Annotated in this window: 14 protein-coding genes; 3 read left to right on the forward strand and 11 right to left on the reverse strand. The window is 55.3% G+C overall.

Annotated features, from left to right (window positions below; translation table 11 throughout):
- Positions 1–2: 2 nt before the first annotated feature.
- Positions 3–2,033: a bifunctional tRNA (5-methylaminomethyl-2-thiouridine)(34)-methyltransferase MnmD/FAD-dependent 5-carboxymethylaminomethyl-2-thiouridine(34) oxidoreductase MnmC gene (gene mnmC / locus ABSH60_RS03490; protein WP_390972711.1), complete on the forward strand. Its 2,031-nt coding sequence runs from the start codon at positions 3–5 to the stop codon at positions 2,031–2,033.
- Positions 2,034–2,113: 80 nt separating this feature from the next.
- On the opposite strand, the gene ABSH60_RS03495 is transcribed toward mnmC, so the two are convergent.
- The 6 genes from ABSH60_RS03495 to prmB all read right to left on the reverse strand — a co-directional run bounded on the left by ABSH60_RS03495 (position 2,114) and on the right by prmB (position 6,881).
- Complete coding sequence (locus ABSH60_RS03495) at positions 2,114–2,392, reverse strand: YfcL family protein (RefSeq protein ID WP_056782127.1); 279 nt, start codon at positions 2,390–2,392, stop codon at positions 2,114–2,116.
- Positions 2,393–2,424: 32 nt separating this feature from the next.
- Positions 2,425–2,982, reverse strand: coding sequence for an elongation factor P hydroxylase (locus tag ABSH60_RS03500; protein ID WP_056782125.1), 558 nt, complete (start codon positions 2,980–2,982; stop codon positions 2,425–2,427).
- 102 nt (positions 2,983–3,084) lie between these two features.
- Positions 3,085–3,885, reverse strand: a complete 801-nt coding sequence (locus ABSH60_RS03505; protein ID WP_056782123.1) for a sulfite exporter TauE/SafE family protein — start codon at positions 3,883–3,885, stop codon at positions 3,085–3,087.
- Positions 3,886–3,927: 42 nt separating this feature from the next.
- Positions 3,928–4,785, reverse strand: coding sequence for a penicillin-insensitive murein endopeptidase (gene mepA, locus ABSH60_RS03510; RefSeq protein WP_390972713.1), 858 nt, complete (start codon positions 4,783–4,785; stop codon positions 3,928–3,930).
- 7 nt (positions 4,786–4,792) lie between these two features.
- Positions 4,793–5,878, reverse strand: coding sequence for a chorismate synthase (gene aroC, locus ABSH60_RS03515; protein WP_056782117.1), 1,086 nt, complete (start codon positions 5,876–5,878; stop codon positions 4,793–4,795).
- A gap of 70 nt (positions 5,879–5,948) precedes the next feature.
- The gene (prmB, locus tag ABSH60_RS03520) at positions 5,949–6,881 is read right to left on the reverse strand and encodes a 50S ribosomal protein L3 N(5)-glutamine methyltransferase (protein WP_056782114.1); all 933 of its coding nucleotides are present in this window, start codon (positions 6,879–6,881) and stop codon (positions 5,949–5,951) included.
- A 202-nt stretch (positions 6,882–7,083) separates the two neighbouring features.
- Between prmB and smrB the strand changes: the two genes are divergently transcribed.
- A complete protein-coding gene (gene smrB, locus ABSH60_RS03525; RefSeq protein WP_056782366.1) occupies positions 7,084–7,623 on the forward strand; it encodes an endonuclease SmrB in 540 nt (179 codons plus the stop codon).
- An 88-nt stretch (positions 7,624–7,711) separates the two neighbouring features.
- Here smrB and sixA read toward each other — a convergent pair whose 3' ends face one another.
- The 4 genes from sixA to ABSH60_RS03545 all read right to left on the reverse strand — a co-directional run bounded on the left by sixA (position 7,712) and on the right by ABSH60_RS03545 (position 12,640).
- Complete coding sequence (sixA, locus tag ABSH60_RS03530; RefSeq protein ID WP_056782111.1) at positions 7,712–8,200, reverse strand: phosphohistidine phosphatase SixA; 489 nt, start codon at positions 8,198–8,200, stop codon at positions 7,712–7,714.
- A gap of 402 nt (positions 8,201–8,602) precedes the next feature.
- Positions 8,603–10,786 carry a fatty acid oxidation complex subunit alpha FadJ gene (gene fadJ / locus ABSH60_RS03535; protein ID WP_390972717.1) on the reverse strand — a complete coding sequence of 728 codons (2,184 nt, stop codon included), beginning with the start codon at positions 10,784–10,786 and terminating at the stop codon, positions 8,603–8,605.
- Positions 10,783–12,096: an acetyl-CoA C-acyltransferase FadI gene (fadI, locus tag ABSH60_RS03540; RefSeq protein WP_390972719.1), complete on the reverse strand. Its 1,314-nt coding sequence runs from the start codon at positions 12,094–12,096 to the stop codon at positions 10,783–10,785. The genes fadJ and fadI overlap by 4 nt, the downstream gene beginning before the upstream one ends.
- Before the next feature lie 211 nt (positions 12,097–12,307).
- Positions 12,308–12,640 (reverse strand): DUF406 family protein, encoded by a 333-nt coding sequence (locus ABSH60_RS03545; protein ID WP_390972720.1) that lies wholly within the window; start codon positions 12,638–12,640, stop codon positions 12,308–12,310.
- Between the two features lie 417 nt (positions 12,641–13,057).
- Between ABSH60_RS03545 and fadL the strand changes: the two genes are divergently transcribed.
- Complete coding sequence (gene fadL / locus ABSH60_RS03550; RefSeq protein ID WP_056782104.1) at positions 13,058–14,335, forward strand: long-chain fatty acid transporter FadL; 1,278 nt, start codon at positions 13,058–13,060, stop codon at positions 14,333–14,335.
- 67 nt (positions 14,336–14,402) lie between these two features.
- On the opposite strand, the gene mlaA is transcribed toward fadL, so the two are convergent.
- On the reverse strand, positions 14,403–15,170 hold the full coding sequence (gene mlaA, locus ABSH60_RS03555) for a phospholipid-binding lipoprotein MlaA (RefSeq protein ID WP_056782103.1): 768 nt from the start codon (positions 15,168–15,170) through the stop codon (positions 14,403–14,405).
- Positions 15,171–15,200: the final 30 nt, after the last annotated feature.

The following is a 15,200-nucleotide window of genomic DNA, read 5'->3' on the forward strand; positions in this document are numbered from 1 at the left end:
ACGTGAGCCATAACCCGATCACACCCGCTGAATTAAGCTGGAACGAACAGGGTACACCTGTTTCCCGACATTTTGATGACGTCTACTTTTCCAATCAGGACGGCTTACTGGAAACACGCCATGTCTTCCTGAATGGCAATCATTTTCCGGCACGTTTTGCCGATCACCCGCGCCCGCTTTGCATCATTGCGGAAACCGGATTCGGTACCGGACTGAATTTCCTGACGTTGTGGCAGACCTTCGAGGCGTTCCACTCTGAAAACCCTGAGGCCACCCTGCAACGGCTGCATTTCATCAGCTACGAAAAATTTCCGCTGTCCGCCCGCGACCTTATCGCTGCCCATGCACAATGGCCGGAACTGGCCGACTACTCCGCCGAACTCTGCGAACAATGGCCGATGCCCTTTGCCGGATGCCACCGTTTGCTGCTGGCCGGTGGGCGTATCACGCTCGACCTGTGGTTCGGTGACGTGACTACCCTGCTTCCGGCATGTGACACCAGTATGAATCAGCAGGTCGATGCCTGGTTCCTCGACGGCTTTGCGCCCTCAAAAAACCCGGACATGTGGACACCTGAGCTCTTCAACGCCATGGCAAAAATGACCCGTCCGCAAGGAACCTTTGCCACTTTCACCGTCGCGGGCATAGTCCGCCGTGGCCTGCAGGAAGCCGGTTTTGACATCAGTAAAGTGCCGGGCTTCGGTGAAAAGCGCCATATGTTATCCGGTGTTTTACCGGCAGAAATTGATGTTCCTCATCCTGCCCCGTGGTATTTACGTCCTGCGGCGAAAAATGCCACAGAGTTTGCAGTTTTAGGCGGCGGCGTTGCCAGCGCCGTGCTTTCACTGGCACTTTTGCGCCGTGGCTATGCGGTCACGCTGTACTGCGCCGATGAAAAACCGGCGCTCGGGGCCTCCGGCAACCGTCAGGGCGCGGTTTATCCGTTGCTTAATGGCCGTGGCGATACGCTGGAAAACTTTTTCGCCCAGGCCTTCACCTTTGCCCGTCGTCAGTACGCGCAGCTTGAAACGCTGGATGTGCCTTTCGACCACGGCTGGAGCGGCGTGACGCAGCTCGGTTATGACGAAAAAAGCCAGGGCAAAATTGACGGCATACTCAAAGGCGGCTGGCCGGAAGAACTGGCAAAAGGGCTGAGTGAAGAAGACGTGGAAGCGTTGTGCGGATTACCGTGCGGCAGCGGCGGCGTGACCTATCCGCTCGGCGCGTGGCTGTGCCCGGCTGAACTGACCGCGTCGCTGATTTCTCTTGCCGAAACCCAGGGCTTAACGGTGCATTATTGCCAGCGCGCGACCGCATTAGAATTTGACGCCGGTTCGCAATGGGCGCTGACCTTTGCTGACGGCCATGTCGCCCGACATCAGGGTGTTGTTCTTGCGAACGGCGCAGACATTACTGATTTCAGTCAGACAGAAAAACTGCCGGTGTATGCCGTCAGCGGCCAGGTGTCGCATATTCCGACCACACCGGCGCTGAGCAAACTGACGCAGGTGTTGTGTTATGACGGCTACATGACGCCGGTCAGCCCGCAGAATCAGCACCATTGCATTGGTGCAAGCTATCACCGCGCCGACAAATGCACGGATTACCGTGACGGCGATCAGCAGGAAAACCGCCAGCGTCTCATCAGGTGTCTGCCGGATCAGCAATGGCCGCATGACGTGGATGTCAGTGAAGGCGAAGCGCGAAACGGCGTGCGCTGCGCGACCCGTGACCATCTGCCGATGATCGGCTCGGTGGCTGATTATGATGCGCTGCTGGAGAGTTATCAGACGTTAGATCTCGACATTAAACGCCACCGCCCGGTAGCGCCTGCGCCGGTGTATGAAAATCTGTTTCTGTTTGGTGCGCTCGGTTCACGCGGGCTTAGTTCTGCGCCGCTCGGGGCAGAAATACTGGCGGCGCAGATTGCCGGTGAACCGCTGCCGCTCGACAGCGAAACGCTGGCGGCCCTCAATCCAAACCGCATGTGGGTCAGAAAATTACTGAAAGGCCGTCCGGTGGAATCACACTAAGCAGGTTTTCAGACCTGACTTTGGGTAAAAAAAAAGCGCAGCCGGTTCACCCTGGCTGCGCTTTTTTTACTGAAAGGGGATTATTGTGGCAAGGAAGCCTGATAGAGATTTTCCCACATGCCCTGAACCAGGGCCTGATCGCGCGGCGATAATTCACCGGCGCGGATAGCCTTGTCCAGTCCGTCCTGAACACGAATTTTCAGCGCTTCGGCGGTGTGTTCACCGTTCTCTTCCGCTTCTGCTACCGCGACCGTCAGATGGCCCCGCAGATAGCCACTGGCAAACAGTTCGTCGTCGCTGGCGCTTTCGACCATGTCGTCAATCAGCGTTAAAATCCGCGTTTCAAATTCTGCGATCATTACTCTTCCTCTCGTGTCCGGTATTGAGTCTTTTATTCGATCGGCTGCAACGCAGGGAAGTCTGCAGGCGTCAAAGGGGCGGTATTGTAAAACGATTGTAACGCTTTAATAAAGCGCGAAGGTCTTTCCGGAATGCCCTGCTCCAGCATACGCAGCACTTCTGCACGCACTTTATTCTGGAAACCGACGCGGTCAGGCTCGCAATCGCCGCTCAGGTTGTCGCAACTGACGTTAAACGCAAAACCCGCTGCCGCGCAGAACAACCATTCATAGGATTGCGGTTTGATTTCGACTTTTTCAAACTCGCTCTGCGTCTGGGCATCACGACCGTCCGGGCAGTACCAGTAACCGAAATCCACCAGTTTGTGGCGCTCAGCACCCGCGACGCACCAGTGAGAGATTTCATGCATTCCGCTGGCGTAATAACCGTGGGCAAAAACGATGCGGTTAAACGGCTCCTGCTCATCCGCAGGCAGATAGATCGGCTCGTCATCGCCTTTAATCAGGCGCACGTTAAATTCCTCAAAGAAGCAGGAATCAAAAATGTCGATCAATTGATGATAGTTATGTGTTGCAGTCGAATCAGACATAATTGCTGTGAAACTCGTTAAAGTAAGATCAGGGGCGACAATATACCCCTGATTGAATGGCGTATTTCATGACTTCGGGCAAGCATTCTGCTGCTGGTAAAATTATAAATGCAGACTTAGCCAGTGCATGATTTCGGTACCGTGATTGTCGTAAATCAGCTTGCAACTCATCACCACGGACACGGTCACTACCATCGGGCGGATCATCTTCTGCCCTTTGCTCAGCACCATCCGCGCACCAAGACGCGCACCGATAAACTGCCCGGCCATCATCACAAATCCCAGCACCCACACCACTTTGCCACCGAGTATGAAGAACAGCAGGCCGCCGAAGTTGGAGGTGAAATTCAGGACTTTTGCGTGTGCCGTGGCTTTAGCGAGGTTAAACCCACATAAAGTCACAAAACCCAGCGCGTAGAACGAGCCCGCACCGGGGCCGAAAAATCCATCATAAAAACCGACACAACCGCCGCCGACCAGCGCATACGGCAACGCATTCAGGCGTCTGGCGCGATCGCTTTCGCCCAGGCGGGGCGTCAGCAGGAAATACAACCCAATGCAGATAATCAGCAGAGGCAGAATCTGACGCAGCATGTCGGCGCGCAGATGCTGAATCAGGATCGCACCAATCACCGAACCGACAAAGGTGCAGGCGATATTGAGCTTTTGATCGTTGAGATCCACCACCCCGCGCCGCACAAAATAGAGGCTGGCGGAAAAAGATCCGCCAATGGATGACAGCTTGTTGGTGGCAATGGCCTGCGCGGGGGAAACCCCCGCCGCCAGCAGTGCGGGCAGGCTGATAAGCCCGCCGCCCCCGGCAATGGAATCAATGAAACCGGCAAACAGTGCAACGAAAAATAAGACGATTAATACCCACGGTGCAACGATCAGCCAGTCCATTCATTTCACTCAGCAAGATGAAGTCAAAATCGTACAGGCCAGTTAAAGCTGACCAACATGTTTATCCAGCAGCGCCTGACAGGTTGGCGGCAACGGAGGCGGCTCGCTTTTCACTGAAGTGCCACTTCCCGGTTTTGGCGGCAGGAACCAGCTTTGCAGCTCAGCGCCACAGCCATCTCCCGGAGGAGGTGGTGCCTGATTGTCGCATTCCAGGCTTCCGGCCGGGCAGCTCAGGCGCACATGCATATGCGCACGATGGCCGAACCACGGACGCACTTTGTGCAGCCATTCACGATCGGTTCCCGCATCGAGGCAAAGCTGTTGCTTGATCGCCGGGTTGACGAAAATGCGTACCACCTCTTTATCCTGCGCGGCCATCTTGATCAGCGTTTCGATCCGCGGCTGCCACTGGGCTGGCACAACGGATTTACCGTTAGCACTGACCAGATCGATAGGCTGCGGCTTGAGCAGCATCTGTTCGCTCCAGCGCTGACGCGGCAGTTGCAGCCAGATATCGACATCCAGCCCGGACTGATGGCTGGCGTGACCGCTGCTGAAACGTCCGCCCGCGGGCATCGCCATATCACCGACCAGCATGGTGCCCAGGCCTTTTTCACGCGCCTGAGTCCCCAGACGGGTGATAAACGCCAGCAAATCCGGCTGCCCGAAATAGCGGCGCTGATCGATTCGCATCACCTGATAATCCGGTGAATTGAGCGGCAGTGGCTGCGCACCAATCTGACATCCGTTGGCGTAGCTGCCTATGGCCTGAGGTGCGCCGGAAATCGGCTGGGTAATTTTCTGCCACGGCGTTGCCGCCAGAGCAGGCGCGCAAAGCGCGAGCACCAGAAGACTGGCGCAGGCGGCTTTCAACGCAGGAACAGGGCGTAAAAGTTTCATCGAAGGGTTACCAGCGTGGCACGGTGGAATGAACGTCGCCGTTCTGAGCGCGCTGACGCAGTAAGTGATCCATCAGCACAATCGCCATCATCGCTTCCGCAATGGGTACAGCACGGATGCCGACGCACGGATCATGACGCCCTTTGGTGATCATCTCGACCTGCTCGCCTTCACGGTTGATGGTGCGCCCCGGAACGGTGATGCTGGACGTAGGTTTCAGCGCCAGATGGGCAACCACCGGCTGGCCGCTGCTGATCCCGCCGAGAATACCGCCCGCATGATTGCTTTCGAAACCGGTCGGCGTAATTTCGTCACGGTTTTCGCTGCCGCGTTTGTTAACCACGGCAAACCCATCGCCAATTTCCACGCCTTTCACCGCGTTGATGCTCATCAGCGCATGCGCCAGATCCGCATCCAGACGGTCAAACACCGGCTCGCCCAGGCCGACCGGTACGTGATCTGCCACAACGGTAATTTTGGCACCGATGGAATCGCCTTCTTTTTTCAGCGCGCGCATCAGTTCGTCCAGTGCTTCGAGCTTACTTTCATCCGGGCAGAAGAACGGGTTGGTTTCGACCAGATCCCAGTCTTTCAGTTCGCAGGTGATATCGCCCATCTGGGACATATACCCGCGCACCTTCACGCCGAATTTTTCCAGCAGATACTTCTTCGCCACGGCACCTGCGGCCACGCGCATTGCGGTTTCGCGGGCAGAAGAACGGCCACCGCCACGATAATCGCGCACGCCGTATTTTTGTTCGTAGGTGTAATCCGCATGTCCCGGACGGAACACGTCCTTGATGGCGCTGTAATCCTGCGAGCGCTGATCGGTATTCTGGATGATCAGGCCGATGCTGGTGCCGGTGGTCACGCCTTCGAACACGCCGGATAAAATTTTCACTTCATCGGCTTCGCGGCGCTGCGTGGTGTAGCGCGAGGTGCCAGGGCGACGCCTGTCGAGATCGTGTTGCAGATCTGCTTCGGTCAGCGCAATACCAGGCGGCACGCCGTCAATAATACAGCCCAGTGCCACACCGTGGGATTCGCCAAACGTGGTGACGCGGAAAAACTGCCCAATACTGTTCCCTGCCATCACGGCTCCTTACCATTATGTTGATGTTTGATGCTGAAATGACCGGCGAAAGGCCGGTCATGAGAAGTCATTAGTCACGGTAGCCGGTGAAGTATTCGGCGCATTCAACGAGCTGCTGTTTGGTCAGCATAAAGACACCATCACCGCCGTTTTCAAACTCCAGCCAGGTGAACGGGATCTCAGGATATTGTTCCATCAGATGTACCATGCTGTTTCCTACTTCACAAATCAGCACGCCGTTGTCCGTCAGGTAATCCGGCGCACAGGCGAGAATACGACGGGTCAGTTTCAGGCCGTCAGTGCCGGAAGCCAGGCCGAGCACAGGTTCGTGGCGGTATTCCTGTGGCAAATCAGACATGTCTTCTTCATCCACATACGGCGGATTAGTGACGATCAGGTCGTATTGCAGCGGCGGTAATTCGCGGAACAGATCAGAACGGATCGGCGTGACCCAGTTCTCGATACCGTGCGTATCAATATTGCGTTCAGCCACGGCCAGCGCATCGGCAGAGATATCCACCGCATCCACTTCGGTTTCCGGAAACGCGTAGGCACAGGCGATAGCAATACAGCCGCTGCCGGTGCACATATCAAGAATATGCTCAGGTTTCTCGTGCAGAATGCCGGAGAAGCGGTGTGTAATCAGCTCACCAATCGGCGAGCGTGGCACCAGAACGCGCTCATCGACATAAAATTCCATGTCACAGAACCAGGCTTTGTTGGTCAGGTAAGCCACCGGCACACGTTCATTAACGCGGCGGATCACGCGCTCCACGATGCGGTGACGCTCACTGGAGGTCAGACGCGCAGTGTGCATATCTTCAGGGATATCCAGCGGCAAAAACACGCTCGGTAACACCAGTTGCACGGCTTCGTCCCACGGGTTATCGGTGCCGTGACCGTAATAGACATTGGCTGCGTTCAGGCGGCTGACGGTCCAGCGCAACATATCCTGAATGGTATGCAGTTCACTGACAGCTTCGTCGACGAAAATTTTGTCCAATTTTATTCTCCAGGCATGCACGGGTTTTTAACAGACGTTTAACCCATAATTTGCCGCATAGTTTGCCACGAAGCCCGCCACAAATCAGCAGCTAGTCAACGCACTTGCGCGATGTCTCGAAGAATTTAACCCTGAGTTTTCTTTAAACCACAGGTCGCCCGCAGGTACACTGTCGGTATTGTGCGAAAAAGACGACCCGAAAATGAAGAAAAAGCACCTGCTGAGCCCGGAAGAAGCCGCGATATTTCGCGAGGCCGTTCCCGGCGTCAAGCGCCTGAAAAATGACACGATTACCCATCCGCCGCGGCGAAAAAAAGTGACGCAAATGTCGCCTCAAAAGCTGCTGCAGGAGCAGGTGGACGCAAGCTATTATTTTTCTGATGAATTCCAGCCGATGTTGCAGGAAGAGGGTCCGGTACGTCATGTCCGGCCTGATGTCAGCCATTTTGAATTGAAAAAATTACGCCGCGGGGATTATTCCCCGGAACTGTTTCTCGATTTGCACGGGTTAACGCAAATGGAAGCCAAGCAGGAATTGGGCGCGCTGATTGCCGCCTGTCGCCGCGAACACGTCCATTGTGCCTGCGTGATGCACGGGCACGGCAAGCATATTCTCAAGCAGCAAACGCCGCTGTGGCTGGCGCAACATCCTGACGTCGAGGCATTTCATCAGGCGCCGAAAGAGTTCGGCGGCACCGCCTCGCTGCTGGTGCTGATTGAGCTGGATGACAAAATCAGCTAACCCCGGCTGGCGAAACACAGAAAGCAGAAAGGCACAGCGCGTTCACACGGCTGTGCCTTTCTTTTGTTTACTTTTCCATCCCGGAAAATTAAACCTTCGCCATCACCTGGCACGGACTAAATTGCCACTCGAAAGTGCCCTGCCCGGTTTCACCATTCAGTTCCACACTGGCCATCGCGGAAGTGGCAAACATTGGCGGGCACAGACCCGGACACAGTTCCGCGACCAGATAGCCCACCAGCGGCAAGTGAGACACTACCAGCACGGCATTCACACCGGTCAGCGCCAGATGTTGCAACTCGCTGGCCACCAGTGCGGGATCGCCGCCCGGCGTCAGTTCTTTCAGCGTATCGATTTCAACGTTGTCTGGCAGCGCCAGACTCAGCCGCACTTTTTCAAGCGTCTGCTGCGCACGCAGATACGGACTGACCAGAACGCGATCAATTTTGACGCCACGGCCATTGAGCCAGGCTGCCATATGTACTGATTCGTCACATCCGCATTCGCTTAACGGGCGAACCGAGTCGCTTGCAGCTTCAAGAACCGCATCACCGTGACGCATAATAACAACTTGCATATTGCACCGCTTTTGTTAACAAAAATAGCGCTATACAGAAACGCTTTGCGTGCTGTATCACCCATTGCCCAGCGTTTTTTCATCGTCGTTTCACAACAAAAAAGCTGAAAGGCAGTACATCCACTTAACCCGCCTGGCCACATGCTTTGCATGGTCAGCATCAGCGGTCGGGCATTTTGCCTGAAAGTTCACGTAAAGAAAACGCTGTTTTTTACACCAACCCTTACCGCATGTAAACTATTCAGGCTAATTTTTAACCACTCGGGTTGTAGATCAATCGTTTGGGTTTGTTCTTGTACAAAACCGACCTCCCCATAAAAAAGATCCCGCAGGCTTAAGTATGGCTGCAAGCAGGATCTGTTCCACACTCTCGCGAAATACATCGTCACACAGTGACGGAGGTCACACTGCGTCGGCAATTTCCTTCGCCTCGCCTTTCGGATAGAAAAGCCCGCCGTTCGCCGCGCGAAGCATCAGGCCTTCGCACGGCGTAAAGTGTTCACCGTAACGCTGCGCCAGTTGCTCCAGGGTTTTCACCACGTTTGCCGCCCCCAGCGTATCAATGTAGCGGAACGGCCCGCCGCGAAACGGTGGGAAACCGATGCCAAATACCGCGCCCAAATCGCCATCACGCGCGCTGCGGATCACCTTTTCATCCAGACACCGCACCGCCTCATTGAGCATCAGCATCACACAACGTTGGGCGATTTCCGTCTCCGGCTGCTGCACTTTCGGGGTGACGTTGAGCAGCCGATAGACGGCAGGATCGACCTGTTTTTTCTTAGCCATGCGCCCTTTCTGGGCATAAAGATAGAAGCCTTTGCCGTTTTTACGCCCTTTGCGATCGTCTTTGAGCACCGCATCAAAACCGGCGGGCGCAGCAAATCGTTCGCCAAACGCATCCACCAGAATCGGGCTGATTTTAGTGCCGACGTCGATCCCTACTTCATCAAGCAACTGCACCGGCCCGACCGGGAAACCAAAGCTGACCAGCGCTTTGTCGATGTGATCGATGGGTTCGCCAGCCAGAACACAGCGCGCCGCTTCGTTGATGTAAGGCGCCAAAATGCGGTTAACGTAGAACCCGGCACTGTCACCCACCACAATGGCTGTTTTTCCCTGTTTCTTCGCAAGCGATACCGTTGTGGAAATCGTCTGCGCACTGGTGCCGGCATGGGGGATCACTTCCACCAGCGGCATTTTATCCACCGGGCTGAAATAGTGCAGACCAATCACCTGTTCAGGTCTGTCCGCCTGAGCGGCTATCTGATGAATAGGTAAAGAAGAGGTGTTTGAAGCAAAAATAGTGTGCGGAGCGGCATTTTTCTCAATCTCGGCCACCATGCCCTGTTTCAGCGCCAGATCTTCGAAGACGGCTTCAACCACCAGATCTACCTGCGCAAAGCCGCTGTAATCGGTGGTGCCTGAAATCAGCATCATCTGGCGTTGCTGTTCATTGCGCGTCAGTCTGCGGCTGCGCACTTTTTTCTCCAGCAAATCCCAGCTGTATTTCAGCGCATGGCGGATACCCTCGACATTGATGTCTTTGATACGCACCGGCAGCCCGGCGCGGGTGGCCGTAACGTTAGCGATACCCCCGCCCATCAGCCCGCCGCCAAGAATGCCGACACGGCGAAGCGGCAGCGGTTGGGCGTCCGCACCTGTTTCTTTTTTCAGCGCCGTGGACGCAAAGAATAAGCTGCGCAGCGCAGCGGATTCAGGCGTCATCACCAGTTCGCCAAAGGCGTTTGCTTCCGCCTGATAACCGTTACCGCTGCCCTGATCCAGACCGGTTTTCACCACATCGATGATTTTTTCGGTGGCCGGATAATTGCCGTGAGTTTTGGCGCGCGTCTGTTTGCGCACAAAATGGAACAGCACACTTTTCCCCAGCGGTCCGCCCGCCAGTCTTGCCTGCCACGGCAGCACAGGGCGCGCCCTGCGGCCTTTGGCTACGCGTTCCAGCGCCGTTTGCAGCAAGATCGAATAGGGTACGGCGTCATCCACCAGCCCCAGTTTCAATGCCTGTTTCGCCCGCAGGCTTCGGCCGGTGAGCATCAGTTCCAGCGCTTTCGGCGCACCGATTAAACGCGGCAGGCGCTGCGTACCGCCGGAGCCTGGCAACAGGCCAAGTTGCACTTCCGGCAGGCCGAGCTGAGTTTTATCATCCAGCGAACAAATGCGGGCATGGCAGGCCAGCGCCAGTTCCAGACCGCCGCCGAGGCAGGCACCGTGAATGGCGGCCACTACCGGCACGGAGAATGAGGCAATCTGCGACATCACCGTCTGGCCTTTCAGCGCAAGCTGACTGGCCTCTGCGGCGGTTTTGCAGCCGGCAATCATGGTGATATCGGCACCGGCGATAAAAGAATCGGGTTTGCCGGAAATCAGCACCAGCCCCTTCAGATTCGGATACTGCTGCGCTTTATGCAGAATAGAGGAGATTTGCTCAGCAAATTCAGCCTTTAAGGTATTCACTTTTTCACCGGGAACATCAATGGTGATGATGCCGATATGTTCGTTGGTAAACATCAGTGAAAACGCGGAATCCGGCGCTGTGATTGAGTTTTCCATGCTGTCTTTCATTGTGCCGCCTCCAGGATCATCGCCGCGCCTAAACCCCCGGCGGCGCAGGCCGTCGTCAGGCCGTATTTTCCGCCACGGCGGCGTAATTCATGCAGTGTCTGGGTGATCATGCGCGCGCCGGTGGCGGCAAACGGATGCCCGTAAGCCAGCGAACCGCCAAGCACATTGAACTTATCCCAGTCGATTTCCCCCACCGCTTCGCTGCGTCCCAGTTTTTCACGGGCAAACTGCTCGCTGCCCAGCATTTTGATGTTCGCCAGCGTCTGTGCCGCAAAAGCTTCATGCATGTCGATCAGATCGAGATCGGCAAACGTCAGCCCCGCCCGGTCAAGGGCAATCGGCGTGGCGTACGCCGGGCCGAGGAGCATATCTTCCCAGACATCGATGGCGGCAAAGGCAAAACTTTTCAGATAGCCGAGCGGCTGCAGGCCAAGCTCACGGGCGCGGGACTCGCTCATCATCAGCACCGCGGCGGCGCCGTCCGTCAGCGGCGTGCTGGTGGCGGCGGTGACGGTGCCATGTTTGCGGTCAAACGCCGGACGCAGTTTGGCATATTGCCCGATCTCTGAATTGAGGCGGATATTGTTGTCTTTTTGCAGCACCTCGCGGTACGGCGGGATCTGCGCGGCCATCACCTGACTGTTCAGGTAGCCCTGTTCCCAGGCCAGCGCCGCCAGCGTGTGGGAACGGTGCGCCAGTTCGTCCTGCTGCTGACGAGTAATGCCGTGGCTTTTCGCCATCTGCTCGGCGGTGTCGCCCATGCGCAGGCCGGTCGAATACTCCGCAACCGCCGGAGGCACCGGCATAAGGTCACGCAGTTTGAGTTTACTGAACAGCGACAAACGCTGTGACAGTGTGCGGGCTTTGTTGACGTCAACCAGCGTGCGGGCGAGACGTTTACTGACGCCAATGGGCAGCACCGAGGAAGAATCCGCGCCCCCGGCGATGCCGACGCTGACCGTTCCGCTGAGAATGCTTTCAGCCACATTCGCCACCGCCTGAAAACTGGTGGCACAGGCGCGCGAGACGCTGTAAGCATCGGTCGAGACATTCATGCCGGTGCCGAGCACAATTTCGCGCGCAATGTTCGGCGCTTCCGGCATTTGTACCACCTGTCCGAACACCAGCTGATCGATAACTTTCGGGTCAATCCCACTTTTCGCCAGCAATGCGCTGACCACCATTTTGCCCAAATCCACGGCGGGGATGCCGTGGTAGGCGGTGGCCTGTTTCGCGAATGGCGTGCGTAAACCATCGACAATCGCAATGCGATCGCCTTCACGCGTTACCAGTGGAATGACCTTGTTCATACATGCTCCTGAGTAAATAGGGTCTAAGAGGTCTGACCTGATAACTCAGTTTTAACCATGTATTTACATTTGGCAAAGCGAAAGCGGCCGAAGTGCGAGCAACAGCAAATTTTTCTGAAATTAGAATGAGAAGGAAAGCAGGCGGGAAAGGATGACGGACAAAAAAATACCGCTGCGGGCGGGCAGCGGCATGTGAAATGCTCAGGTGGGATTATCTTAAAGCCAGCTGGAAGATCATGGTTTCAGCCTGGCAGCTAAAAGTGAAATCGATATTCAGCTCAACGCCACCGTCCACTTTTTCCATGCGGCTGGTGATCTCGCAGGGTTCAGATTCGACACCGCGCGCACGTTCGGTCAGGGATTGCAGCATCTCTTTGGCCTGGGCTTCGTTTTCGAAAACGTGGCTGTAAGAAGCGGTGCAATCGGTGTTGTCCATGATAGTGCCCACATCAACACAACAGCAGGCTGCCGTTTCTTCTGCGCCGTATTTGTTGATGGAGTGCAGAGGTTGGGTGGATTTAGAGGACATGGTTACGTCAGACATAATTTTCTCCCCGGCATCAACGGCAACGTCCACCGTCTGGCCTTTTGCGAATTTAAGATTTATTTTCCTTTCGTATTTTACGCCACCCTCTCCCGCTTCGACTAGCACTTACTTTTTATGTGTGTTTATCGTGCTTCAGATCACAAAATGGTGAAGAACAGATTAAATTTAAGTCAGGTTTCTCAGTTTAACGTTTCTGAATTGAACTTTTAATGTTGGTTTTTTGTTAAGTGGATCCGATTTCTTGCATCAAATAAGAAATATCAATGAAACATGATTGCAACTACACCACAGGTCAGACCTATACTTCGCTCACTGGTCTGATTTGTCAGACTGATAACGGACCCTACAATCCCGCGCTCATTGTTACTCGATGTAACATTGTTTGATAAAAAACATAAAATTGAGGTTTTGGTCATGAACCAGAAAAACCTGTTTAAAAGATCAGCTCTGGCAGCTGCAGTGGCAATTGTTTCTTCCAACGTTTATGCAGCAGGTTTTCAGCTCAACGAATATACCGCTGCGGGTTTAGGTCGTTCCTTCTCTGGTGAAGGCGCGATTGCAGACACCGCGGCGTCCGGTAGCCGCAACCCGGCGACCATGACGATGTTTGATCGTCCGGCATTTTCCATCGGTGCGGTTTACGTTGACCCGGATGTCAGCGTGACGGGCAAATCCCCGGTCACCGGTGCCAGCACCGATGCAGGTAACATTGCGCCGAACCAGTGGGTGCCGAATATTCACTTTATTATGCCGCTGAATGAACAGTGGGCAGTGGGTGCGTCGGCGACGTCTAACTACGGTCTGGCGACCGAGTTTAACGATAATTACCCGGCGGGCCCGATCGGTGGCGAAACCGATCTGATGACCATCAATAATAACTTAAGCGTCGCTTATCGTTTCAACGAGAACTTCAGCTTCGGCGTGGGCTTTGATGCCGTTTATGCGAAAGCAAAAATTCGTCGTACCGCCGGTGAACTCGCTCCGCTGGCGACCCGTGGTCTGATTTCTGAAGATACCGAAGCGGCCAAGCTGAAAGGCAACGAATGGGGCTACGGCTGGAACGCCGGTATTCTGTATGAAGTCGATGACAACAACCGCTACGCCTTCACTTACCGTTCAGAAGTGAAAATTGATTTCGACGGAGAATACCGTAACGGCATTCCACGCGCACTGGGCGGCACAGGTGGTCAAACCGTGCCTGGCTCCCTGACCCTGAACCTGCCGGAAATGTGGGAAGTGTCAGGTTATAACCGCGTTGCGCCAAAATGGGCCGTTCACTACAGCCTGGCTTACACCAGCTGGAGCCAGTTCCAGGAGCTGAAAGCCACCGGTTCTAACGGCCAGACCCTGTTCCAGAAAGACGAAGGCTATCACGATGCTTACCGCATCGCGCTGGGTACCACCTATTACTACGACGAAAACTGGACCTTCCGTACCGGTGTGGCATTCGATGACAGCCCGGTTCCGGCGGATAACCGCACCATTTCGATTCCGGATCAGGACCGCTTCTGGGTCTCTGCGGGGACCACGTACGCATTCACCAAAGATGCCTCAGTGGATGTCGGCGTTTCTTATATGCATGGCCAGACCGTCAACATCAGCGAGCAGGTGTCTGCCAACGCGCCTAAATATGAATTCCAGGCGAAAGGGACGGCCATGTTGTACGGCGCGAACTTTAACTACAGCTTCTGATGAGTTGAGTGTGATGCCTGAAATGAAAAAAGCGCCGAAAGGCGCTTTTTTTATGGCGACGAAACGGTTATTCCGAATCGATATCTTTCAGGTCACCCTGAATCAATGCCGCATTCGGGTTTTCCTGCGGCGTCAGCTGACCGCCTCTCGCCAGGAAGTCGTGACGCTGGAAGTAAGCTTCACGGATCATCAGGTAAGGATCAGAAGAGTTACGAATGATGCCATCAGAATCCAGCAATTCAGCACGGGTTTCGACGCCTTCCAGCACCCATTTACCGGCTGACATCCAGAACGTCAGATAGCTGAGCATCGGATAGAGATCATCGACTAAATCGCCCCCCTCGTCACGCAGGGTCGCGCTGCCATAACCTGGCAGGACGGCGTACGGGCCGTAACCGACACCATAATGTCCCAGCGTGCTGCCAAAGCCCTGCGCCTCTTCACGCGCCAGTTTCGGGTTCGCCATTCCTGCCACGTCAATCAGACCGCCCATCCCTAACAAGGTGTTCAGGAAGAAGCGGTTGAAGTGGATCGCCGCGCGGTACGGATCGCCTTTGAGCAAGGAGTTCACCATGCTGGCCGGTTCGTCGAGGTTGCTGAGGAAGTTACTGGTGCCGTTACGCGCCGGTTGCGGCACATAATCACGCCACGCCACGGCAACAGGCCGCACCAGATACGGATCCATATAGTTATAGTTGAAGTCGAACATGACCCGGTTGAAACCTTCCAGCGGATCAGAACGTCCCTGCTGTTCGCTGTCAGAGGATCCGGACGTGCCGGCACAACCGACCAGTAAAACGGTCGCAAACGCCAGCCCAGTCAGGCGTAAGTTCATGGATATCTCCCTGTTATTGATCTTCGGCTC

It is taken from the genome of Rahnella sp. R3(2024) (assembly GCF_042920125.1).
GTDB lineage: Bacteria > Pseudomonadota > Gammaproteobacteria > Enterobacterales > Enterobacteriaceae > Rahnella > Rahnella rivi.

Bases quoted from the DNA above. Each gene is read 5' to 3' on its own strand.
- ABSH60_RS03505 (WP_056782123.1), bottom strand. From the start codon at position 3,885: ATGGACTGGCTGATCGTTGCACCGTGGGTATTAATCGTCTTATTTTTC.
- fadL (WP_056782104.1), top strand. From the start codon at position 13,058: ATGAACCAGAAAAACCTGTTTAAAAGATCAGCTCTGGCAGCTGCAGTG.
- aroC (WP_056782117.1), bottom strand. From the start codon at position 5,878: ATGGCAGGGAACAGTATTGGGCAGTTTTTCCGCGTCACCACGTTTGGC.
- mlaA (WP_056782103.1), bottom strand. From the start codon at position 15,170: ATGAACTTACGCCTGACTGGGCTGGCGTTTGCGACCGTTTTACTGGTC.
- fadJ (WP_390972717.1), bottom strand. From the start codon at position 10,786: ATGAAAGACAGCATGGAAAACTCAATCACAGCGCCGGATTCCGCGTTT.
- mepA (WP_390972713.1), bottom strand. From the start codon at position 4,785: ATGAAACTTTTACGCCCTGTTCCTGCGTTGAAAGCCGCCTGCGCCAGT.
- ABSH60_RS03500 (WP_056782125.1), bottom strand. From the start codon at position 2,982: ATGTCTGATTCGACTGCAACACATAACTATCATCAATTGATCGACATT.
- sixA (WP_056782111.1), bottom strand. From the start codon at position 8,200: ATGCAAGTTGTTATTATGCGTCACGGTGATGCGGTTCTTGAAGCTGCA.
- smrB (WP_056782366.1), top strand. From the start codon at position 7,084: ATGAAGAAAAAGCACCTGCTGAGCCCGGAAGAAGCCGCGATATTTCGC.
- fadI (WP_390972719.1), bottom strand. From the start codon at position 12,096: ATGAACAAGGTCATTCCACTGGTAACGCGTGAAGGCGATCGCATTGCG.
- ABSH60_RS03495 (WP_056782127.1), bottom strand. From the start codon at position 2,392: ATGATCGCAGAATTTGAAACGCGGATTTTAACGCTGATTGACGACATG.
- ABSH60_RS03545 (WP_390972720.1), bottom strand. From the start codon at position 12,640: ATGTCTGACGTAACCATGTCCTCTAAATCCACCCAACCTCTGCACTCC.